22 protein-coding genes are annotated in these 21922 nt (G+C 67.1%); 8 read left to right on the forward strand and 14 right to left on the reverse strand.

What is annotated here, in order from left to right; translation table 11 throughout:
- Positions 1–84 precede the first annotated feature (84 nt).
- Positions 85–546 (reverse strand): DUF4112 domain-containing protein, encoded by a 462-nt coding sequence (locus KAK88_RS12755; RefSeq protein WP_242076885.1) that lies wholly within the window; start codon positions 544–546, stop codon positions 85–87.
- Between the two features lie 68 nt (positions 547–614).
- Here KAK88_RS12755 and KAK88_RS12760 point away from each other — a divergent pair, with 68 nt between their 5' ends.
- A complete protein-coding gene (locus KAK88_RS12760) occupies positions 615–1571 on the forward strand; it encodes an endonuclease/exonuclease/phosphatase family protein (protein WP_242076886.1) in 957 nt (318 codons plus the stop codon).
- Here the strand turns inward: KAK88_RS12760 and KAK88_RS16070 are convergent.
- Genes KAK88_RS16070 through KAK88_RS12800 form a run of 6 tightly spaced genes read right to left on the reverse strand, consistent with a single transcriptional unit; the run spans position 1546 to position 6410 of the window.
- Positions 1546–2760: a CCA tRNA nucleotidyltransferase gene (locus KAK88_RS16070; RefSeq protein ID WP_277928796.1), complete on the reverse strand. Its 1215-nt coding sequence runs from the start codon at positions 2758–2760 to the stop codon at positions 1546–1548. The two genes, KAK88_RS12760 and KAK88_RS16070, sit on opposite strands and share 26 nt — an antisense overlap.
- Positions 2757–3419 (reverse strand): CoA pyrophosphatase, encoded by a 663-nt coding sequence (locus KAK88_RS12780; RefSeq protein ID WP_242076887.1) that lies wholly within the window; start codon positions 3417–3419, stop codon positions 2757–2759. Before KAK88_RS12780 ends, KAK88_RS16070 begins: the two co-directional genes overlap by 4 nt.
- Complete coding sequence (locus KAK88_RS12785; RefSeq protein WP_242076888.1) at positions 3416–3961, reverse strand: DUF1285 domain-containing protein; 546 nt, start codon at positions 3959–3961, stop codon at positions 3416–3418. Before KAK88_RS12785 ends, KAK88_RS12780 begins: the two co-directional genes overlap by 4 nt.
- A gap of 38 nt (positions 3962–3999) precedes the next feature.
- Positions 4000–4494, reverse strand: a complete 495-nt coding sequence (locus KAK88_RS12790) for a GNAT family N-acetyltransferase (RefSeq protein WP_242076889.1) — start codon at positions 4492–4494, stop codon at positions 4000–4002.
- A 60-nt stretch (positions 4495–4554) separates the two neighbouring features.
- Positions 4555–5328: an enoyl-CoA hydratase gene (locus tag KAK88_RS12795; RefSeq protein WP_242076890.1), complete on the reverse strand. Its 774-nt coding sequence runs from the start codon at positions 5326–5328 to the stop codon at positions 4555–4557.
- Positions 5325–6410, reverse strand: a complete 1086-nt coding sequence (locus tag KAK88_RS12800; RefSeq protein WP_242076891.1) for an MBL fold metallo-hydrolase — start codon at positions 6408–6410, stop codon at positions 5325–5327. The genes KAK88_RS12795 and KAK88_RS12800 overlap by 4 nt, the downstream gene beginning before the upstream one ends.
- A 126-nt stretch (positions 6411–6536) precedes the next feature.
- On the opposite strand from KAK88_RS12800, the gene KAK88_RS12805 reads away from it, so the two are divergent.
- The 4 genes from KAK88_RS12805 to KAK88_RS12820 all read left to right on the forward strand — a co-directional run bounded on the left by KAK88_RS12805 (position 6537) and on the right by KAK88_RS12820 (position 9876).
- Positions 6537–7475, forward strand: a complete 939-nt coding sequence (locus KAK88_RS12805; RefSeq protein WP_242076892.1) for a hypothetical protein — start codon at positions 6537–6539, stop codon at positions 7473–7475.
- Positions 7476–7575: 100 nt separating this feature from the next.
- Positions 7576–8361, forward strand: coding sequence for an exodeoxyribonuclease III (gene xth / locus KAK88_RS12810; RefSeq protein WP_242076893.1), 786 nt, complete (start codon positions 7576–7578; stop codon positions 8359–8361).
- 5 nt (positions 8362–8366) lie between these two features.
- Positions 8367–8882: a hypothetical protein gene (locus KAK88_RS12815; protein ID WP_242076894.1), complete on the forward strand. Its 516-nt coding sequence runs from the start codon at positions 8367–8369 to the stop codon at positions 8880–8882.
- Between the two features lie 88 nt (positions 8883–8970).
- Positions 8971–9876, forward strand: coding sequence for a cobalamin biosynthesis protein CbiG (locus tag KAK88_RS12820; RefSeq protein WP_242076895.1), 906 nt, complete (start codon positions 8971–8973; stop codon positions 9874–9876).
- Positions 9877–9885: 9 nt separating this feature from the next.
- On the opposite strand, the gene recN is transcribed toward KAK88_RS12820, so the two are convergent.
- Positions 9886–11583 (reverse strand): DNA repair protein RecN, encoded by a 1698-nt coding sequence (recN, locus tag KAK88_RS12825; RefSeq protein WP_242076896.1) that lies wholly within the window; start codon positions 11581–11583, stop codon positions 9886–9888.
- Positions 11584–11659: 76 nt separating this feature from the next.
- Positions 11660–12514, reverse strand: a complete 855-nt coding sequence (locus KAK88_RS12830; protein ID WP_039245588.1) for an outer membrane protein assembly factor BamD — start codon at positions 12512–12514, stop codon at positions 11660–11662.
- Positions 12515–12704: 190 nt separating this feature from the next.
- Between KAK88_RS12830 and KAK88_RS12835 the strand changes: the two genes are divergently transcribed.
- Together KAK88_RS12835 and KAK88_RS12840 are read left to right on the forward strand one after the other, a co-directional pair.
- Entirely contained in the window at positions 12705–13640 is a 936-nt protein-coding gene (locus KAK88_RS12835; RefSeq protein ID WP_017504159.1) for a ribose-phosphate pyrophosphokinase, read from the forward strand.
- Between the two features lie 83 nt (positions 13641–13723).
- Positions 13724–14857 carry a hypothetical protein gene (locus KAK88_RS12840; RefSeq protein ID WP_242076897.1) on the forward strand — a complete coding sequence of 378 codons (1134 nt, stop codon included), beginning with the start codon at positions 13724–13726 and terminating at the stop codon, positions 14855–14857.
- Between the two features lie 71 nt (positions 14858–14928).
- On the opposite strand, the gene KAK88_RS12845 is transcribed toward KAK88_RS12840, so the two are convergent.
- Together KAK88_RS12845 and aceA are read right to left on the reverse strand one after the other, a co-directional pair.
- Positions 14929–15138: a hypothetical protein gene (locus tag KAK88_RS12845; RefSeq protein ID WP_242076898.1), complete on the reverse strand. Its 210-nt coding sequence runs from the start codon at positions 15136–15138 to the stop codon at positions 14929–14931.
- 19 nt (positions 15139–15157) lie between these two features.
- Complete coding sequence (gene aceA / locus KAK88_RS12850; protein ID WP_242076899.1) at positions 15158–16438, reverse strand: isocitrate lyase; 1281 nt, start codon at positions 16436–16438, stop codon at positions 15158–15160.
- A gap of 156 nt (positions 16439–16594) precedes the next feature.
- On the opposite strand from aceA, the gene KAK88_RS12855 reads away from it, so the two are divergent.
- Entirely contained in the window at positions 16595–18025 is a 1431-nt protein-coding gene (locus KAK88_RS12855; protein ID WP_242076900.1) for a helix-turn-helix domain-containing protein, read from the forward strand.
- Positions 18026–18028: 3 nt separating this feature from the next.
- On the opposite strand, the gene KAK88_RS12860 is transcribed toward KAK88_RS12855, so the two are convergent.
- The 3 genes from KAK88_RS12860 to KAK88_RS12870 all read right to left on the reverse strand — a co-directional run bounded on the left by KAK88_RS12860 (position 18029) and on the right by KAK88_RS12870 (position 21835).
- On the reverse strand, positions 18029–19669 hold the full coding sequence (locus tag KAK88_RS12860; RefSeq protein ID WP_242076901.1) for a M28 family peptidase: 1641 nt from the start codon (positions 19667–19669) through the stop codon (positions 18029–18031).
- A gap of 73 nt (positions 19670–19742) precedes the next feature.
- Positions 19743–21410, reverse strand: a complete 1668-nt coding sequence (locus KAK88_RS12865; protein ID WP_431307189.1) for a M28 family metallopeptidase — start codon at positions 21408–21410, stop codon at positions 19743–19745.
- 80 nt (positions 21411–21490) lie between these two features.
- Positions 21491–21835 (reverse strand): hypothetical protein, encoded by a 345-nt coding sequence (locus KAK88_RS12870; RefSeq protein WP_242076903.1) that lies wholly within the window; start codon positions 21833–21835, stop codon positions 21491–21493.
- Positions 21836–21922: the final 87 nt, after the last annotated feature.

Here is a 21922-nt window from a genome sequence, read left to right on the forward strand (position 1 = left end):
GGTCGGTCATCTGGATCAGGGCGTTGATTTCATGCGGGTTTATTGCGGGGAAAACGATGGCTAGGCCGCCTTAGCCAGCGCATCTCAATCGTGCAGATAGATGATCCGCTTCAGCGTCTTGTCGTTCTGCAAGCGGGCTTCATGCATCTCATGGTCGCCGGTGGCGCGCGCATTGGCCTCGGTGTCCTCGACCCAGTGGGTGCTTTCGATGTGCTTTTGCAGCGCCCGCGCCGCCATCAGTTGTCCGGGAAAGAAGGTGTCGACGATGTCGCCTGCGATCGGCACCGTCCCGGTGGCGGTGTCGATGGCCATATAGGCCCCCATGCGCGCCAGGGTCGCCGGCGTTGCCTTGGCCCGCACGGCCTGAAGCATCAGCCAGCCGCCGGTCCCGACCGTATAGGCCGTGCCGACGACCGGCACCCAGGTCAGCATGGCGTCCAGCCCCATGCCGAACGGGCCGATGCCAATGACGCGGTCCGACAGCTTCTTGACGCCCTCGACATTGGACCAGATGTTCTCGATATCCCGGATCGACCGTCTGGCCATGTCGCCCTCCAAAGCGTCGCCTTAACGCTGGGCGAGGCGTCCTGTTCAATCCGAGAGATACGTCTTCGATGACCCTGATAAAGCTGGCGGCGAATGTGACGGCCAGCGCCCTGCTGCTGGGCTTGGCGGCGTTCGGCGTGGCGGCGCTCAGCGGCATCGGCCATCGTTGGGTGGATATACTGGCGCAGTTCACATCGCCGGCGTTGCTGGCGGCCGTCGGCGTGACCGTGGTGTGTCTGCTCGTTCGCCTATGGCCGGCCTCGATCGTCGGCGGACTGGCGTGTGTGGTGCTGGCCCTCTCGGTCTGGCCGCAATGGACGCCGGCGAAGGGCGCGCCCGTTCCAGATCAGCCGATCGTGCGGGTCTATTCGGCCAACCTGTATGTGTTCAACACCGATATCGCTGCCATGCGCCGGTCCATCTCGGCGGCCGACGCCGACATCCTGGTGCTGGTCGAGTTGGGGCAGGCGCCGGCGTCGCGGCTGGACCAGTTGTTGCCGGACTATCCTTACCGCGTTCTGATCGGCCAGGCGCGCGCCGGCGACCACGCGCGCTCGATCATCGCCTCGCGCTATCCGATCCTGCAACGCCTGCCCGAGCGGCCCGACGGCCTCAGCGCCGTGGGCGCGACGGTTCAGACGCCCATCGGCCTGATCAACGTCTTCGGCGTCCACCTGACCCGACCCTGGCCCTATCAGTATCAGTGGGGTCAGATCACCCAGGTCATGGCCTTGGCCGAGCGGATGAAGGCCGCGCCAGCCCATCCCGTCATCGCCGCCGGAGACTTCAACAGCGTCTTCAGCGCCCGGATCGGCAAACAGATCCAGTCCGACCTGGGCCTGATCCCCGCGCCCGGCTGGCCCGGCACCTGGCCCAGCCAGCTTCCCGCCTTCGCCGGCATCACCATCGACCAGGTCTATCGTTCGCCGGATCTGGCCCTGGTCACGCGCCGCCTGGGCGAACCGACGGGATCCGACCACCGCCCCGTCGTCACCGAATTCACCCGCGCTCAGCCGCCGCGATAAGGGTCTTCAGCCGCCTCTCATGCCCCTCGGCAGGGAAATCGTCAGCGACCCAACCGTCCTCGAACGCCTTCAACACCCGCCCTGTCTCCGGCCCTGGCTTCAGGCCCAGACGCGCCAGATCGCGCCCCCCGACCGGCATCTTGGGCGGCGTCCAGTCGGCGGCCAGCGCCCGCAGCCGCGCGCCATCGCCACCTCTAGCCGCCTCGGCGCGCACCAGCCGATCTTCGAACGCCCTGCGTCCCGACCTGTAGATCGCCGCCCGTGCTTCGACGTCGCTCATCGTCGGCAAAACGGCAGGCCCGTCCGCCACCGCCGCCGCCAGCCGATCCCGCACCGCGTTCGACAATCTCAGACCACCCGCAATCTCCGTCACAGCCGCCGCATTGGCCGGAAGCAAGGCCGACAGCCGCATCACCGTATCGTCGGTCAGCTCACACATCGCCTCAAACAGCGTCAGTGGCTGGGCCTGCGGCAGCACCTGGGCCAGCACGCCGGTCTCGGCCATCGCCCGCACCGCCGCACGCGGGTCAGGCGCCGCCAGCAGTTTCAACACCTCCTTGGACACCCGCTCGGCCGACAGCTGCGCCATGCCGCCCTTCAGCGCCGCGCACGCCGCCAGCCCGACCGCGTCCGGCTCTCCCCGCCCGTACCAGGCGTAGAAGCGGAAGAAGCGCAAAATGCGTAAGTAGTCCTCGCGGATGCGCGTCTCCGCCACGCCGACGAAAACGATGCGTCCTGCCGCTGCATCCTCCAGCCCGCCGCCGGTCGGGTCGAACACCGTCCCGGCCGCATCGGCGTAAAGGGCGTTCAGGCGGAAATCCCGCCGCGCCGCATCCTCGGCCCAGTCCTCTGTGAAGGCGACCACCGCGCGGCGTCCGTCCGTCTCCACATCGCGACGCAGGGTCGTGATCTCATAGGGACGCCGCTCCGACACGCCCGTCACCGTGCCATGCTCGACGCCCGTCGGCACAGCCTTCAACCCTGCCGCCTTCAGCGCCGCAATGGTCTGGTCGGGCCGCAATCGCGTGGCGATGTCGATATCGTCGACCGGCTGGCCCAGCACACTGTTCCTCACGCAGCCGCCCACGAACCGCGCGCAGCCCGCACCGCCCGCCGCTTCGAGCGCCTGCATCACCGCCCGCGTCGCGTGGCTTTCCAGCCAGGGCTGTCCCTTCACAGAGACGCTCATGCCGCGTCCTCGTCGGCCGCCGCTTCCGGCGCAGCCTCGTCGCAATACAGCCGGACGTGCAAAGCCTTCAGGATCCCCGCCGTCACGCCCCAGATGTAGCGCTCGCCCCAAGGCATGGCCCAGAACCAGCGCCGCAAGCCTTCATCCAGATCGTAAAAGTCGCGACGATGGTTGGCGGCATCCATCAGAAAGTCCCACGGCGTCTCGAACACCTCGGCGACCTCGTCCGGCGACGGCGTGGTGATCGGCGCCTCGCTCAGCCAGCCGATCACCGGCGTCACCAGAAAGCCGGTCCCCGTCTCATAGGCGTCCGACAGGCCCAGCACCTCGACCGCCGCTGGGTCCAGCGCCACCTCCTCGTCCGCCTCACGCAGCGCCGCCTGAACTGCGGTCTCACCCGGATCTAGACGTCCGCCCGGAAAGGCGATTTGCCCCGTGTGCCGCGCCAGGGTGTCCGCGCGCCGCGTCAGCAGCACGGTCGCCCCTTCGGGCCGCGCCACGATGGGGATGAGCACCGCCGCCGGCCGAAGCTCTCTGGCCGTCCGTGCCGCTTGCGGGTTCAGGTCGAAGTCCGACCGCGCCGCGACCAGTTCCGGCCGCCACGTCTCGACCGGCGCCAGCCGATCGACCAGCCGGGCCTTCAGGGTCTCCAGGCTCACGTCACCGCGCCCAGCGAGAAGATCTGGCCGCCCGACCGAACGACCAGGCGTCCATCGACCTCTTGGGCCATTTCGGCGATTTCATAGAAGACCGACCGCGCAATGCGCGCCCACAGATCGCGGCGCACATGAATGCGCGGCGCCGGCTCGCCCGTCGTCGGATCGGTTTCGACGACGATGGGATCGGCTTCGCTGGCCCTCACCTCATCACCGACATCGGTGGTGAAAATCAGGGCGTCGCCTTCCCGCCGCATCGCGACAGCCCGGAACGGCAAATCCTCGACGGTGATCTTCAGCTTTTCGACCGGCGTGACCAGGTGATAGCCGTCCGGGTCCTTCCTCAGCACCGTCGAGAACAGCCGCACCAATTCCCTGCGGCCAATGGGCGAGCCTTCGTGCATCCAGACGCCGTCGGCCCGAATAACGATATCGATGTCGCCGCAATGTTCGGGATGCCACAGGTGGACCGGCGGCAACCCCTTGCCGGGCGCTTGTTTGGCCGCCTCGGCGACGGCGTTCAGTCCTGGCTTGGGATTATCCATCCCCCTGACTTAGGCCCCGCGAACCGTGCGGGAAAGGGTCAGCCGATGCGAACCGAACCCGAAACCTGATCCACGCCGGTCGCCAGCCACAGGACACGGCGACGATCCACAGGTCCGGGCAGGATCGCCTCGGGCGCAGGGGCGAATCCGAACCGCTCGAAATAGGCCGCATCCCCGACCAGCAGCACGCCGCCGACGTCCAGCGTCCGTGCCTGCTCCACGCACGCCTGAACCAGTTCGGCGCCCAGACCGTCGCTCCGGCGGCCGGCGTCCACCGCGATCGGCCCCAAAAACAGGGCCGAGGTGTCTCCAACCACGACCGGCCACAGTCGCACCGAGCCCACCACTTCCCCGTCGTGCTTGACGACAAATCCCGCACTTGGCTGCGAGCCTTCACGCAGGCGCTCGGCCGTCTTGGCGAACCGGCCCGGCCCGAAGGCGGTCAGGACCAGCGCATCCACGCCTTCGGCGTCGGCCGGGGTCTCGGCTTCGATACGGCTTACGGACGGAGGTATGGAAAGGGCGTGCGACATCGGCGCGCGCACCTAGAAGCAAAGCTGCGCCAAATCAAGGCAAGGCCTTGTGACGACCGCTCAACCCGCCTTCGAAAAGTCCGGCGCCCGCTTCTGCGTAAACGCCATGAAGGCCTCCATCGCTTCGGGGCTCTTCATCTGCGAACCGAAGGCTTCGCCCTCGCGCTGCATCAGTCCCCACAGACCTTCCGCGTCACGCATCAACCGCTTGGTCTTGCGGATCGAGTTGGGCGCGCGGGCCGCCACTTTGGCCGCCAGTTCCGCCGCCGTCGCCTCGACCTGATCGGCCGGGACCGCGCGATTGGCGATACCCCACGCCAGGGCTGTCCGGCCATCCAGCGGCTCGCCCAGCGCAAACAGTTCAAAGGCCCGCTGATGACCGATCACGGCCGGCAACAGCAGGCTGGACGCCGCCTCCGGCGCGAGGGCCAGATTGACGAAGGGCACGGACAGCAGCGCATCCTCGGCGACCACCACCAGATCGCAGTGCAGCAGCATGGTCAGGCCGATCCCGACCGCCCGCCCCTTCACGGCGGCCACAGCGGGCCTGTCCAGATCCGCCAGCGCCTTCAGGAAACGGAACACCGGCATGTCGCCCGGCCCCGCCCCTTGCGAGCCCAGCGCGATGAAGTCCTGAATGTCATTGCCGGCCGAGAAGCTGTCGCCGTCGGCGCGCAGCAGCAGCACTCGCACCGCATCGTCGTTGCGCGCCCGCTCCGTCGCCTCGGCCAGGGCCGAATACATGGCCTGGGTGATGGCGTTCTTCTTGTCGGCCCGATCCAGGGTGACGGTCAGGACGCCGTCGGCCAGTTCGCTGCGGATATGTTCGCTCACGTCTTTTCCTCGTCCTGTGCGACGGCGCTCCACCAGTCGACGCCGCTCTCGTCCCGCGTCCGCTGGGCGCGGCCGCGTCGTTCCAGATAGTTCAGGTGCGCCTGGGCCTCGCCCGTGGCCATGCCCAGCACCCCATCCCCGACCGCCCGACCGAAGACGGCGGGGAAGCCGTCGATCACCCTAGACGGTTGACGCAACGTCCGCTCAAGCCGTTTCAGCGCGACCTCATGCCCCCGCTTCAAAGCGTCGAGACGCGCATGAACGCCATAGAAGGGCTCGCCGTGCGCCGGCAGGACGAATGCGCCCTCCGGCAACTGCGCCCTCAGCTTGTCCAGCGAGTCCATCCAGTCGCCCAGCGGATCGGCTTCAGGCTCCGTCGGCCAGACCGAAACATTGGACGAAATACGCGGCAGGATCTGATCCCCGGCGATGAAGACGTCGTCCGACCGCCGCCACAGGCAGACGTGCTCGGGACTATGGCCCGACCCGACGACCACGCTCCAGTCGTCGCCGTCGATCTGAATGACATCGCCGTCGGACAGTCGCAGATAGCTGCGAGGCATCGTCGCCACGCCCTTGCCAAAACCGCCGTAGTCGGCCCGCCAGCGCGCGATCTGATCACCGGTCCACCCCGCCGCACGGTAGTAGCGTTCGCCGTCCTCCGGCGCATCGCCCGCCTCCTCGGCCATCAGCATCCGCGCCGTCACATACTCCAGTCCCGACATCAGCAATGGCGCGCCCGACCGCTCGCAAAGCCAGCCCGCCAGTCCGATGTGATCGGGATGCATATGAGTGCAGATCAGCCGCGTCACGGGCTTGCCGCCCAGCGCCGCATCCAACGCAGCCTCCCACGCCGCGACGGTCGCCGATGTCTTCAAACCCGTATCGACGACGACCCAGCCGTAGCCGTCCCGGATCGCGTAGACATTCACATGATCCAGCTGAAACGGCAGGGCGAACCGCAACCACAGCACGCCGCGCGCGACCTCGATCGCCTCGCCCGCGCCGGGCATGGCGTCGAACGGAAAGGTCAGCCCCCGCCCATCCTTCGCAACCGCCGTTGGCGCCGTTCCATCAGCCAAGTCAGTCTCCAATCGAAACGCGCAGATACTTAGCCCGCGTACCCCGCCGCCGTCCACACCCGCCTTGACCCCGCCCAAATACACCGCCACGAAGCGGCAATGCATTCAGAAACCAAAGGTGTTTCCATGAAGTCCCGCCTCGCCGCCGCCTTTGCGGCGCTTGTGTTCAGCGCCTTCGCCGTCGCGCCAGCAACAGCTCAAGAACGCCAGCAACCTCGCAGCACCGATAATGAGCCCGCCGTGACGCAGGGCACATCCCGCGCCGCCGCCGGTCGCCAACGCCGCGAACGCGCCCCCGCCGCGCCGACGCCCGAGCAAATCCTCGCCGCCGCCCAGGCGCAGATGGCGCTGACGACGACGGGTTGTCAGGTCAGCGAAGCCAAGCTGCTGGGCAAGACTGCGGCCGATACGACGGTCTATGAAGTCGCTTGCGGAACCGCGCCCGGCTACATCGTCGAAACCAAGACGCCGCCTGAAGCCAGCAGCTGCATCATTCTGGCCCACTCCGCCGACATGGCGCGCGCCGCCGACCCAACCGCCACGCCGGCCCAGTGCACGCTGGCCGCCAACGCCGACATCCAGAAGTTCCTTCGCCAGTATGCGAAGGACGCTGGCGTCGCCTGCACCGTCGATCAGGCTAAACTGCGCGGACAGTCCAATGACGGCGCAGTCGTTTATGAGGTGGGATGCTCGGATGGGCCCGGCTACTGGATCAAGAAGCAGGCTGAGACATGGTCGAAAACGCCCTGCATTCAGATCGTCGCCGAGCGTGGGACGTGCGAGTTCACAACGACCGCTGAAAACGCCGCCTTCGTGAAAACCCTACTGGCCGGTTCGGAAGCGGCGTCCTGCAACGTCACCGAAGCCCGACTGATGGGCCAGAACGCCAACGGCGTCTTTTACGAAGCCAAGTGCGACGGCGCCGATGGCGTCATTGCTCGCTTGAACGCGGAAAATGTCGTTCAGCAAATCTATCCTTGCGCCACCGCCCAGCAGATCGGTGGCGGCTGCAAGCTGACGACGGCGCCTGCCGCAGCCGCGGCCCCCGCCGGCGGTCGCCCGTAAGCCAATCACTAAACGATCAAAGGGCCGTCGGAGCGATCCGGCGGCCCTTTTCTTTTGCGCCCTCTTTTCCAAAACCGAGACGCAGCCTAGCGTCGCCGTCATGCGCATCGCCACCTGGAACGTGAACTCCGTCAACGCCCGCCTGCCCACCGTGCTGGCGTGGCTGGAGCAGGCCGCCCCCGACGTCGCCTGTTTCCAGGAGATCAAATGCGTGGACGAGAAGTTCCCGCGCGAGGCCTTCGAGAGCCTCGGCTACAATGTCGAGACCCACGGCCAGAAGAGCTACAACGGCGTCGCCCTGCTGTCGAAGTATCCGCTGTCCGACATCCGGCGCGGCCTGCCCGGCGACGAGACCGACGAACAGGCGCGCTATATCGAGGCCTTGGTCGAGGCGCCCCGCCCGATCCGCGTCGGCGCCCTCTATCTGCCGAACGGCAATCCGATCGCGACCGAGAAATTCGATTACAAGCTGGCCTGGTTCGATCGGTTGAACCGCCATGCCCAGGATCTGCTGGCGTTCGAGGAGCCGATGGCCCTGTGCGGCGACTACAACGTCATCCCCGAGGCTGAGGACGCCAAGAATCCGGCCGCCTGGACTGACGACGCCCTGTTCCAGCCGCAGAGCCGCCAGGCTTTCCGCGCGCTCAAGAACTTGGGTCTGGCCGATGCGCACGAGATCGGCGGCGAACCGGCGGGGACCTACACCTTCTGGGACTATCAGGCCGGCGCCTGGCAGCGGGACCACGGCATCCGCATCGACTTCGCCCTGCTGTCGCCCCAGGCCGCCGACCGTTTCCGGGGGATCGAAACCCACCGCGACGCCCGCGACATGGAAAAACCCAGCGACCACGTTCCCGTGGTGGTCGATCTCGATCTGGAGGCCTGACGACCATGGCCGACGTCTTGCGGGTGGTGTTGCTGATCGCCCTCGCGGCGGCCCTGCTGACGACCCTGGCCCTGGCGCTTTCGTGGTGGATGGAGCCGCCGCGCCGCTTGCACCGCGCCGTGCTCAAGACCTTGGGCGCCGCGCCAGAGGTTGAGGCCCTCTCGCCGGGCGAAGGTCGCGCCTGCGCCCTGAACTTCGACGTCGAACAGGTGGTCGTGCTGTGGGCCAACGGCGCCCATGGCCTGGTCTACGCCTTCGATGAGGTCGAGGGGGGCGAGATCATCGTCGATGGCCACGTCGTCGCCCGCATCCGCCGGGGCGAGGCGCGCAAGTCACTGGACGTGCTGGCCCCCGATGCCGAACAGGTCGTGCTGCGGCTGATGTTCGCCGACGCCCGACACCCTGAGTTCGAACTGGCCCTGTGGGACGCCGCCCTGCCCGTCCAGACCGGCTCCCCTGGCGAGGCGCTCCGCCTCGGCCGCCGCTGGTTGTCGCATCTGGAAGCCCTGCTGAAGGGCTGAGACGGCGTATGGGCCTTTCAGTCGCCGCGATGCGGCGTTAGAAGCCCGGCTCACTCCTAACCGACATGCCTTTTTCAGGGAGGCCGCCTTGGCCCGCCTTTTCGACGCCTATATCGTCGCCGACTGGACCGCCGCCGAAACCAAGAAGCTCGGCGACACCTCGCTGTGGATCGGCGTGGCCAAGCGCGACGTGCGCTTCCGCCTCTATACCGAGTCGCACAATGTCGCGACCCGGGCCGATGGCGAAGCCCTGCTGGCCTCGATCCTGGCGGACCACAGAAAGCGCGGCGACCGGGTGCTGGTCGGGCTGGACTTCAACTTCGGTTATCCCGTCGGCACGGCCGCGCGGCTGAAGCTGGACGGAACCCCGTGGCAAGCCATGTGGAAATTCATCGCCTCCAACATCGTGGACAAGGCCGACAACACCAACAACCGCTATCAGGTGGCGGCCAAGATGAACCGGCTGATGACCGACGAGGCCTGGCCGCTTTGGGGCGCCCCGGCCAAACAGGCCCAACGCTGGTTGACCACGACCAAACCCCCGGCAGGTGCCGGCGCCGACATCCCCGAGTTCCGCGCCACCGAGAACGCCGCCCGCAAGGGCCGGCTTCAGCCCAAGAGCGTGTGGCAGATGCACGGCGCGGGCGCCGTGGGCGGCCAGACCCTGGTCGGCATCCCGGCTGTGCGGCGGCTGCTGGAAAGCCTCGGCCCGTCAGGCGCCGTCTGGCCCTTCGGCACCGGCTGGCGCGCGCTGACGCCCGATGACGTGGAACCTCTGTCGGCCTTGGTTGTCGAGGTCTGGCCTTCGATGCACGAGACCAAGCCTCAACCCGGTGAGTTCAAGGACCAGGCCCAGGTTCGCTCAACGGCCGAGGCCCTCGCCAGGATGGACGAGGCTGGCGACCTGGCCAAGGCTTTCGCCCCGCCCCAAGACGCCACGGCGGAACTGATCGCCCAGGTCGAACAGGAAGAAGGCTGGATCCTGGGCGTTTAAAAAGTTCAGTCAGCCGATCAGGGCCCGCGCCGCCGCGCGGGCTTCATCGGTGATCTCGGCGCCGGACAGCATGCGGGCGATCTCCTCCTGACGGCGCTGGTCGTCCAGGGCGACGACGGTGGTGGTGGTCAGGCCGTCGCGGTCGGCCTTCATCACCTTCCAATGAGCATGGCCGCGCGCGGCGACTTGCGGACTGTGGGTCACGACCAGCACCTGCGCCCCGGTCGACAGGCGTTTCAGGCGAGAACCGACGGCCTCGGCCACCGCCCCGCCGACGCCCTGATCCACCTCGTCGAAGATCATCACCGGCTGTCGCATGTCCTCACGGCTCGCCAGAGCGGCCTTCATCGCCAAGGCGAAACGCGCCAGCTCGCCTCCCGAGGCGATGGCGTCCAGCGGGCCGAAGTCGGTTCCGGCGTTGGTGGCGATCTGGAAGCGCACCGTCTCGACGCCGTCCGGCCCGCGTCGGCCTTCGATCGGCTCCAGAGCCACGCGGAACCGCGCGCGCTCCAGCTTCAGCGGGCCCAGCTCTGCCATGACGGCGGCGGTCAGGCGTTCGGCGGCGGCTTCGCGCGCCGAGGTCAGGAAGGTGGCCGCCAGATCATAGGCTTCCGCCGCCTCGGCCGCCTCGCGCCCGGCATTGGTCAGCGCCTCCTCGCCATCCTCGATCAGCCGAAGCTGCTCGCGCAGGCGAATGCGCAGGGTCGGCAGGGCGTCGACGGTGGTGTGCAGCTTGCGGGCGGCGGCGCGCAGGGCGAACAATCGCTCCTCGGCCTTGTCCAGACGGCCGGGCTCATAGTCGAAGGCGTCGGCGGCGGCGTCCACGGCGGCGAGGGCTTCCGCCGCCTCGACCATGGTGCGGTCGATCGCCTCCACGGCGGCCGACAGTTTGACGATGACCGGATGATCGCCCTCGGCGCCCGCCTGCCCTGCCCTCTGACGCGCATGTTCGACGGCCCTCAGCGCCGCGCCCAGCTTTTGGCTCAGCTTGTCGCCGCCCAGTTGGGTGCGGGCGTCGCCCAGATCCGCGATGGCCTTTTCGGCGGCGCCCAGCAGGGCGCGCTCGCCGGCCAATTCCGTCTCTTCGTCGGCGCGCGGATCCAGCGCATCCAGTTCGGACAGGTTCAGGCTGATCTCTTCGCGCCGCGCATCGGCGTCCGCCGCCTGCGCCTTCAGCTCCGCCAGCTTGGCCTCGGCAGCCTTGAGCTTGGCAGAGGCCGAGGCGACCGCCGACAACTGCGGCTGCAGTCCGCCATAGGCGTCCAGCGAAGCGCGGTGCGTTCGCCAGTCCAGCAGACCCACGGTCTCATGCTGTCCGTGCACCTCGACCAGCGCCGCGCCGATCTCGCGCACAGCCGTCACCCCGGCCGGCTGATCGTTGACGTAGGCCCGGCTGCGGCCGTCGGCGCCCAGCACGCGGCGAAGGATCAGATCCTCCCCCGGCTGCACATCGAACCCCTTGTCGGCGATCAGGGCCAGCAACTCAGGATCGTCGGGAGCGGAGAAGACGGCAGTGGCCACGGCCTGTTTGGCGCCCTTGCGCACCAGGCCTGCGTCGCCGCGCCCGCCCAAAGCTAGGCCGAGCGCATCCAGGATGATCGACTTGCCGGCTCCGGTTTCGCCGGTCAGCACGGTCAGGCCGTTCTCAACCTCGAGATCGAGCACGTCCACCAGGACGACGTCACGAATGGAAAGGGCGGTCAGCATCGCGTCAGGCGCCGGCGGAACGAATCATGACCGACAGAATCCCGATCCCCGCCGGATTGCACAAGCCGTCGCGTGATCAGCCCGGAATGATCCGCTGCAGCCAGCTCTCGCGCTTGCCCTCGGGCGCCTTGTCCGGCGTCTGGCCGTTCTCGGTCAGCAGCGCATAGGCCTCGGCATACCAGGGGCTGCCCGGATAGTTGTAGCCCAGCACCGCGCCGTTACGCGTCGCCTCTTCCTTCAGACCCAGCTGCAGGTTGACCTCGACCAGGCGATACAGGGCTTCGGGCGTGTGCGAGGTCCGTTGGAAGTCCGGGTTGGCGATCACGGCCTTGTAACGGTTCAGCGCCGCCAGCGGCTGGTTGGCGCGCTGATAGTAGCGGCCGATGTTCATTTCCTTGCCGGCCAGCTGGTCGTTGACCATGTCGATCTTGACGGCGGCGTCCGACGCGTAGGGCGTGCCCGGATAGCGGCGCGAGACATCCTTCAGCCCTGCCAGGGCGGCGGTGGCGTAACCCTGGTCGCGTCCCACATCCGTGATCTGCTCGAAGTTGCAGACGGCCTTCATGTAGAAGGCGTAGGAGGCCGACGGATTGCCGGGGAACAGCTGGATGAACCGGTCCGCCGCCGCGATGGCGTCGGCATAGGCGTTGTTCTGATAGTAGGCGTAGATCTGCATCAGGATCGAACGACGCGCCCAGTCCGAATAGGGATGCTGGCGTTCGACTTCCTGGAAATAATCCACAGCGTCGGACCAGCGTCGCTGCTGCAGCCGATCATAGCCGGTGTTGTAGAGCGCCTCGACCGGACGTTCCTCATAGGCCAGCTTGGGACGCTTGGTGCCCGAGCAGCCTGAAATCGTCACTGCGGCGAGCGCCGCGGCCATCAGCACCATGCCGGAACGGAACTTAGAAGCGGACAAGGACGACCCCATGACGTGTGAAGGACGGCCCTGAAGCCGTTCCCCGGAAACCAACGCGGCGACCTCTAGCACCCGCGACCGAGCCGCGCCATGCCGAGGAAAACTCAGCATACGACTTGCCCTGCCCGGCTCCACTGGTAAAGAGCGCGCCAACCGACCGCCGTTCATGGGGGGCGGATGACGGCGAAAGGATGACCGGCCGATGAAGCTGCTCTCAGGCAACTCCAACCGCGCACTGTCCCAGGCGATCGCCGACCACCTGGATGCGCCCCTGACCAAGGCCCAGGTCAAGCGGTTCGCCGATAACGAGGTCTTCGCCATCATCGAGGAAAACGTCCGCGGCGAGGACGTCTTCATCCTGCAGTCGACCTCCTACCCGGCCAACGACAACCTGATGGAGCTGCTGATCATCACCGACGCCCTGGTGCGGGCCTCGGCGAAGCGTATCACGGCCGTCATCCCCTATTTCGGCTACGCGCGTCAGGATCGTAAGACCGGCGGTCGCACGCCGATCTCGGCCAAATTGGTGGCCAATCTGATCACCCGCGCCGGCGCCGACCGCGTCCTGACAATGGATCTGCACGCCGGTCAGATCCAGGGCTTCTTCGACATTCCGACCGACAATCTGGTCGCGACCCCCGTTCTGGCCCAAGACATCAAGGAAAACTACGCCCGCGGCGACGACCTGATGATCGTCTCGCCCGACGTCGGCGGCGTGGTGCGCGCACGCGCCCTGGCCAGCCGCCTGGACGCCGATCTCGCCATCGTCGACAAGCGCCGGCCCAAGGCGGGCGAGAGCGAGGTCATGAACATCATCGGCGATGTTCAGGGCCGCCGCTGCATCCTGTTCGACGACATCGTCGATTCGGGCGGCACCCTGGTCAACGCCGCCAAGGCCCTGATCGACCAGGGCGCGACGGAGGTTTCGGCCTATATCAGCCACGGCGTCCTGTCCGGCCCCGCTGTCCAGCGCATCACCGACGGCCCGCTGAAGGAGCTGGTGATCACCAACTCCATCGAGCAACCCCACGAAGTTTTGAACTGCCCGAAAATCCGAGCGGTTTCCGTGGCTCCGCTGGTCGGAGAGGCTATCCGACGGATCGCGAACGAAGAATCGGTTTCGAAACTGTTCGATTAACCTTCGTATAACCATAAGGCCCGCCTTATAAGCGCCAACAGTATTGGCGCTTTTTGCGCGCGTGATCGCCTGAGGAAGTCTCCATGAAAACGGCCCTACTGAGCCGCGGTCTGTCGGCCGCCGCCCTCGCCGCCGCTGTCCTGCTCGCCAGTTGCGAGAGCGGACCCTCGAAGGCCGAGCTGGAAGCCCAGCGTCTGGCGGCCGAACTGGCCGCCCGCAAGCCGCCCCCCGTGTCGCTGAACCAGGGTGTGGCGGACGCCGCCGCCATCTACGTCGCCTTCCTGCGTGAAGCCCAGACGATCCAGCCGGGCGGCTTCCCCGATGCGGAATCGATCCAGGCCGCTCTGCGCAAGGGTTCGGCCTATGACGCCGATCAACTGTCGCGCGGCCTGATCGCATACGGCGCCATCATCGCCCTGCAGTCGCCCGAGTTCGTCGCCGGCGTGCAGCAGTATGCGATCGATCCGGCGCAGCGTCAGCGCATGGTCGCCCAGATCGTCGCCGATCCGGCCTACGCCGCCACCCTGCCCGGCGCCGACGCGGCCGCCGGCCTGATCTCGGCGACGGTCGGCAAGGACGCCATCGCCATGCGCGCCATCGCCGAGGCGATCGAGCAGGACGCCTACACCATCCAGGGCCGCAGCGATCCTCGCCGCCGCTGGGCCATTACGCCGATCCCGAACCGCGAAGTGCGGCTGGAAAGCGCAAAGACCTTGTCCGCTGCAAAGATGCTGCCGTCGCCGGAGGAATCGAGTCGCCTGTTCGCCGCCGCCAACAGCGGCACGGGACTGGGGCTGGAGCCGTCGCGCAAAGGCCCGCCCTACACCCCCGCCGTCGTCCGCTCTCTGGCCATCGCGGCTCTGGGCGCGCTAGGAGCCGGCGGCGACGAGGCCCGGGTCAACACCGAGGCTCTGACGCACGAGCCGAACAGCGAGTTCTGCATGGATATGTCCAAGCTGATGCTGTTCCAGTGCCTGGCCGCCTCGCGCCCCAGCTACGAGGACATCTTCTGCCTGGGCCGTCACATCACCCGCGACCTGGCGACCTGCACCACCGAGGCGACTCAGATCACCACCATCGTCGTCGGCGATCCTCAGGAAACCGGGGCCGCGCCGGCGCGCACGCCCATCTCGGTCACCGTCCCGCAAGCGACGCCTGTTCCGACCCCGGCTGTTGCGACCACCCAATCGCTGAACACCGGCCCGACGACGCGCTAGGTCTTCCTGCCCAGATCGACAAAAGGCCCGCTCCGAGCGATCGGAGCGGGCCTTTTTCTTGGGCGGACTGCCTATTCGTAGCCGTGCGCCGCCTCGTTGATGACCTGTGAGGGCATGGCCGAGAAGTCCACGGCGACAGGCGTCGCGGTCTTGGACTGATAGGTCCGAAGCACGTGCGTCAGACGACGACGCACCTCACGTTCGGCCTCCGTGCCGGTGTCGAGCGCCAGGGGCGCTAGGCAGAAGTCGATGATGGCTTCGGTTCGGGTCAGCGGTTCCATTTGCGGGTTCCTTTCCGGGTTAAGCCGCGTGGGTGAACTGGGCGGTCTCGGTCGAATCCTTCAGCGCCGTCGTCGAGGACGTGCCGTTGGAGATGACCGTGGCGACCTGGTCGAAATAGCCGGTGCCGACTTCGCGTTGGTGACGCGTGGCGGTGTAGCCGATGGCCTCGTTGGCGAACTCGCGCTGTTGCAGCTCGGAATAGGCCGCCATGCCGCGATCGCGATAACCGTCCGCCAGCTCGAACATCGCGTTGTTCAGGCTGTGGAAGCCGGCCAGGGTCACGAACTGGAACTTGTAGCCCATGGCCCCCAGCTCGCGCTGGAACTTGGCGATGGTGGCGTCATCCAGCTTGGCCTTCCAGTTGAAGGACGGCGAGCAGTTATAGGCCATCAGCTTGCCCGGATGGGCCTTCTGGACGGCTTCCGCGAACTTCTTGGCATCGTCCAGATCCGGGTGTGACGTCTCCCACCATAGCAAGTCGGCGATATTGGCGTAGGACAGACCGCGCGCGATACAGTGGTCCAGACCCGTGCCTTCCTTGAGGCGGAAGAAACCCTCGGGCGTGCGGTTGTCGCGATCGATGAAGGGCTGGTCCCGCTCGTCGATGTCGGAGGTGATCAGTTGCGCGCTTTCGGCGTCGGTGCGGGCGACCGTAATGGTCGGCGTGCCCATCACGTCGGCGGCCAGGCGCGCGGCGACCAGATTGCGCTCATGCGCCTGGGTCGGGATCAGAACCTTGCCGCCCAAGTGGCCGCACTTCTTCTCGGACGCCAGCTGATCCTCGAAGTGAACGCCGGCTGCGCCCGCCTCGATGAAGGCCTTCATGATTTCGAAGCTGTTCAGCGGCCCGCCGAAACCGGCTTCCGCGTCGGCGACGATGGGAACGAACCAGTCGCGCTTGGCGCCGCCCTCGGCATGTTCGATCTGATCGGCGCGTTGCAGGGTGCGGTTGATGCGGCGGCACAGTTCCGGCGCGGCGTTGGCCGGATACAGCGACTGGTCGGGATACATGGCGCCGGCCGTATTGGCGTCGGCCGCGACCTGCCAGCCCGACAGATAGATGGCCTTCAGGCCCGCGCGGACCATCTGCATGGCCTGGTTGCCGGTGACGGCGCCCAGGGCGTTGATGAAGGGCTCGTCGTGCAGCAACTGCCACAGGCGGTTGGCCCCGCGCTCGGCCAGCGTATGGGTGATCGGCACCGAGCCGCGCAGGCGCAGGACGTCTTCAGGCGTGTAAGGGCGCTCGATGCCGTCGAAACGGCCGGCGGGCGAAGGCACCAGATCGGCGAAGGTGGTCATGGTCGAACTCGGTCTCTGAAGGGCGCGGCCGCAGCCGCCGTCTCGGAGACAAGAACACGCGCCGGTCAAAACTGATACAGACAGCAACCCGACCGCTAAGTCATTTTGTCACACTATGACTTTGCTTAGTTGGTCACGTTGTGACATCATGCAGGGATGAACACCGCCGCTGATCGCAAGCTGTTTCTGGGCGCCCGGCTCAAGCGGCTGCGGCGCAATCTGGGCCTGACCCAGACCGCCATGGCCGCTGATCTGGACGTTTCGCCCAGCTATCTCAATCACATAGAGCGCAATCAGCGCCCGGTTTCAGCCCAGTTGCTGCTGCGACTAGCCGACACCTATGACGTCGATCTGCGCGCGCTGAATCAGGGTGGTGCGGCGGACGAGGCGCGTCTCACGGAAATCCTGACCGACCAGCTGTTCAAGGGTCTGTCCCCGCCTAGGCATGAACTGGTGCAACTGTTGGAAGAGGCGCCCGGCGTGGCCGACGCCCTGCTGCGCCTCTATCAGGCCTTCGACGACGGCCGCACGCGCGCACGCGCCGCCGCCGAAACGGGTGAGAGCCCCGTCGAGACCAGCCCCGCCGAATGGGTGCGCGAATATATCCAGTCGCGCGGCAACCATTTTCCGGAACTAGACCAGATGGGCGAAGCCCTGTCCGACGCCCTGTCCGCCGAGGCGCCCGCCCACGCCGACGGCTTCGAACCCGCCGCCCGTCATCGGCTGGCGGCCAGGCACGACCTTGGCGTCCGCACCCTGCCGGCCGAGGTCATGGTGGAATGGACCCGCCGCTATGACCTACATCGCCGCCGTCTGCTGCTCTCGGAAACCCTGGGGCCGTCCTCGCGCGCCTTCGCCATCGCCTACCAGCTGGCCCTGGCCGAGCAAGGGCCGGCGGTCATCGCGCTGGCAGAGGCCGCCGGCGCCCCGGACGGGCCGACACGCTCACTCCTGAAGGTCGCCCTGACCAACACCCTCGCCGCCGCGACCCTGATGCCCTACGCCGCCTTCCAGCGCGCGGCGGAAGCTGCCGGCTACGACCTGGCCCGGCTGCAGGCGCGGTTCGGCGTAAGCTATGAACAGGCCGCGCACCGCCTGACCACCCTGTCACGCCCCACGGCGCGCGGCGTGCCCTTTTTCCTGATGCGGGTCGATCAGGCGGGCAACATCTCCAAGCGCTATGCGGCGGGCGCGTTTCCCTTCTCGCGTTTCGGCGGCGCCTGCCCGCGCTGGCGGCTTCACTCCGCCTTCCGCACGCCCGGCCGCATCGTCACCCAGATCATCGAGACTCCAGACGGCGGCCGCTGGTTCACCTTCGCCCGCACGGTCGAGCGACAAGGCCACGACGGCTATGGGGAGCGCCACGACCTCGCCGTCGGCCTGGGCTGCGAATTGCGTCATGCGCATCGTCTGGTCTACGCGCACGGCATCGACCTCCAGAACCCCGAAGTCACGCCCATCGGACCGGCCTGCCGTCTGTGCCACCGCCACCCGTGCGCCGAACGGGCCGCCGCCCCCATCGACCGCCCGTTGGCGGTCGATGACTGGTCCAAGTCCGTCAGCCCCTATCCGTTTGGTGCGGCCTGAGACCTAGCGCCTTTGATCGGCCGTGCGGTCGCGGATGGCGTTGAACTCGGCGGTCGGCTTCCACGCGGGCCAGCTTTCGCTGTCGGCCACCGTCAGCCCCAGCCGATACAGCAGGTCCAGGTTCTGCAAGGCGGCCGTGAAGTCATAGTCGGCCCGCCATTCGTCGGTCAGCTTGTGATAATATTTGGCCATCGCCCCCTCGTAATAGGGCTTGCCTGCCTCGATCCCGCCCTCGACGAAATCACGGCCCGTCCAAGGCATCAGCGCCGGCACCCCTCCGGCCGCGAAGTTGAAATGGTCGGAGCGGTAGTAGAAGCCTTCCTCCGGATAGCCGTCGCCCGTCACCACCCGCCCCTGCACGGCCGCGAACCGGCCCAAGATGTCCTCCAGCTCGGACTTGCCGACGCCGAACACCGCCACGTCGCGCGTCGCCGGCGTGAAGGGCAGCATGTCGATGTTGATGTCGGCCGCCGTCCTGGCAAGCGGATAGACCGGATCGGCGGCATAGGCCTCCGACCCCAATAGCCCCTGCTCTTCGGCCGTGACGTGCAGGAAGATTACGGTGCGCTTCGGCGCCGGCCCGGCCTTGAACGCCCGCGCCATCTCGATCAGACCGGCCGTCCCCGACGCATTATCCCAGGCGCCGTTGAAAATGTCGTCGCCCTCGGCGTTGGGCGTCCGGGCCTTGCCGACGTGATCCCAGTGGGCGGAGTAGAAGACATATTCGTCAGGCCGCTCCGTGCCGGGAATCTTGGCCAGCAGGTTGTTGGAATGGATGACTTCGGTCGTCTCGGCGATATCGACGCTGAGCCGCGCGCCCAAATCCAGAACGCCGCCCAAGGCGGTCGTCTTCGCCCGCTCGACGGCGGCTTCCAGGGCCGCGCCGCCGATCCTCGTCGCCGTGGCCATGTTGATGGATCCGCTGAACCGCGGGTCATGCGCGCCGTTGACCGTCATCTGCGGCCGGGTCGCCCCGCCCACGGCGCGACGCCAGCGGTTGTCCTGGTCCTGTAGCGTGATGACGCCCACGGCGCCCCGCTTCAACGCCTCCTGGGTCTTGTGTGTGGTCGAGCCGTAGAAGTTGGGATCCTCGCCCATGACCGCCGGTTGGCCGCGCAGAATGACCACGACCTTGCCGGTCAGGTCCGCACTGCCATAGTCGTCCCAGGTCGGGCCCGAAATGCCGTAACCGGCGAAGACGAGCGGCGCCTCGGCCGTCACGATCGGTTCCGCCGACCCGGCGCGCAGGGTGATGTCCGTCCCCGAAACCAGCGGGTGCGCCATGCCGTCCGCCCCGGTCCAGGACGCCGTCGGCGCCCGTTCTGGCGTGAACCGCACCAGATCAACGGGCTGCAGCCATGACCCGTTGCGCCCGCCCGGCTCCAGCCCCATCGCCTCATACTGCGCCTGCAGATAGGCCAGGGTCAGCCGTTCGCCGATCAGGCCGGGGAACCGGCCCTCCATCTCGTCCGACGCCAGATATTTGATGTGGTCCGACAGGCGCTGGGCGCTGAACTGAGGCGTCGCAGCCGAGGCGACGGCGAAGGCGTCCAGCTTGGGCGCCGGCGATGCGACCGGCGTGGTCGCGCAAGCGGCGAGCGCGAGCGCCGCGAGGGCGACGAGGGGTGAACGGCGATGGATCATTGAACTGACTCGACAGGCGGGATGGCAAAGGGGGCGGAGATTCCTCCCCGCCCCATCTCAATTTGTGAAAAGGCTAGCGGCGTTCGGACGCCGTCGTCGCGCGCACCGGCGCGAACTCCGAACCCGACTTCCACTGCGGCCAGTCGCGACCGTTCGCCAGGGCGCGACCGACGTCATAGAAGACCGTCAGATCCTCGATCATGCCGCTGTAGTCCCAGTCGGGCGACCACTCATCCGCGGCCTGGTGATAGCGTTTGGCGCCGTATTCCGATCGCGCCGCCTCGCGCGCGGCGATCGGTTCGTCGCGGAATTCGCCACGGCTGCCGGCATAGGCCATCGGCACGCCGCGCTTGGCCAGCGGGAAGTGGTCCGAGCGGTAATAGGTGCCGGCCGCATTCTCGTAATCCGGCACCAATGACCGCCCCTGGGGCTGGACCGCCGCCGCCAGACGCTCGTCGAAGTCCGACTGGCCATATCCGGTGACGCCCAGCCCCGTGACGCGGCCATAGACGTTCATCGAGTCCATGTTGAACCCGCCCACCGTCTTGGCCAGCGGATAGACCGGGTTCACCGCATAGTATTCCGAACCCAGCAGGCCGCTTTCCTCGCCGGTGAAGCTGATCATCACGACGGAGCGTTCAGTGCGCGGCGCCCGACCGAATATGCGCGCCAGCTCCAGCAGACCCGCCGTGCCCGAGGCGTTGTCCACCGCCCCGTTGAAGATGCGGTCGCCGGTCGCGTCCGGCTCGCCCATGCCGATGTGATCCCAGTGGGCGGTATAGAGGATCGTCTCGTCCGGATGGGTCGTGCCCGGCAGGCGGGCGATGACGTTGTGGCTGGTGACCTGATTGGTGGCCACGTCGAAATCGGTCGAGAAGGACGCGCCGGTCAGGGCGACGGGCTGGAAGTCGCGGCTGCGCGCCTGGACCTTTAGCGCCTCGAAATCCAGACCCGCGCGGCGGAACAGGTCGATCGCCACGTCACGCTGAATCCAGCCCTCCATCGGCACGCGCTCGGCCGCCGCATTCTGGCGCAGGATGTCGAACTGCGATACGCCCCAGGAGTTGGCGACCGTCTGCCAGCCGTAAGACGCCGGCGCCGTCTCGTGCACGATCAGCACGCCCGCCGCGCCCTGTTTGGCCGCCTCGTCGTATTTGTAGGTCCAGCGGCCGTAATAGGTCATGGCCTTGCCGCCAAAGGTGTTCAGCGCCGGCTCTTCAAAGTCGGCGTCATTGACCAGCACGACCAGGATCTTGCCGCGCAGGTCCTGGCCCTTGAAGTCGTTCCACTGACGCTCGGGCGCGTTGATGCCGTAGCCGACGAAGACCAGCGGCGCGTCCTTCAGGCTGACGTGTTCGGCCGGGCGGCGGGTCGAGATGGCGACCTCTCGCCCTTGCGTCATCGGCAGGGTCCAGTCGCCCAGCTTCAGCGAGGCCCGCACATTGGACTGCGTGAAGCGATTCAGGATCACGTCCTGCGTCCACTGGCCGTTCGGCCCGCCCGGCTCGAACCCGGCGGCGGCGTAGCCTTCGCTCAGATAGCGGATGACCTTTTCCTCGGCTGGGGTGGCGATGCCCCTGCCCTCGAAGCTGTCGTCCGACAGCGTCTTGATGTCCTGCGAGATCCGAGCCGCATCAAAGTCTGGGACCGTATCAACCGTAGCGGGATCAGACGCCGTGGCGCAGGCAGACAAGGCGACGCTCGCCAAAAGAACGGCGGCGAAAGAAGAGACAAGACGCATGAACTGAAGGCCCCACAGCCAGAAACGATGCGCGACCCTAGGGGGCGATCATCCAGCTGTCGATACAAACGCGCCTTCCGTCAGCGTGGAACGGGGCTCTCGCGAGCGTCGCAGGTTTTTGTCACGGCCTCGCGAATATCAGCATAACGACCGCGGACGGCCAGATCGCGCGCAGCTTCGCAATCGCCGCTGGCGATCAGACGATCGAGTTTATCAGCCAGCTCGAAGCGCTGGTTGATAACCACCTGCCGCCAACGCTGGATTTGATCACGCCGCTCGTTTTCGACGATCAGGCGACGGTCATTGTCTTCGAAACGCGCGAGGCCGCCGACTGCGTAGATGACCTGCGAATTCGAGGGCGCCGGTGTGGCGGTTTGCTGCGCGGGGGAGACCGTCATCGCCAAGACGAGAACCATCATCAACATTGTCACCTCCCGAACTGCGTCAGCGATTAAGGCACAGGTCGCGAACACGCGCTACCTCAAGGCGACAGAAATCAACTTCAGTTAGTT

Source organism: Brevundimonas diminuta, assembly GCF_022654015.1.
In the GTDB taxonomy this organism is placed as follows: Bacteria; Pseudomonadota; Alphaproteobacteria; order Caulobacterales; family Caulobacteraceae; genus Brevundimonas; species Brevundimonas diminuta_C.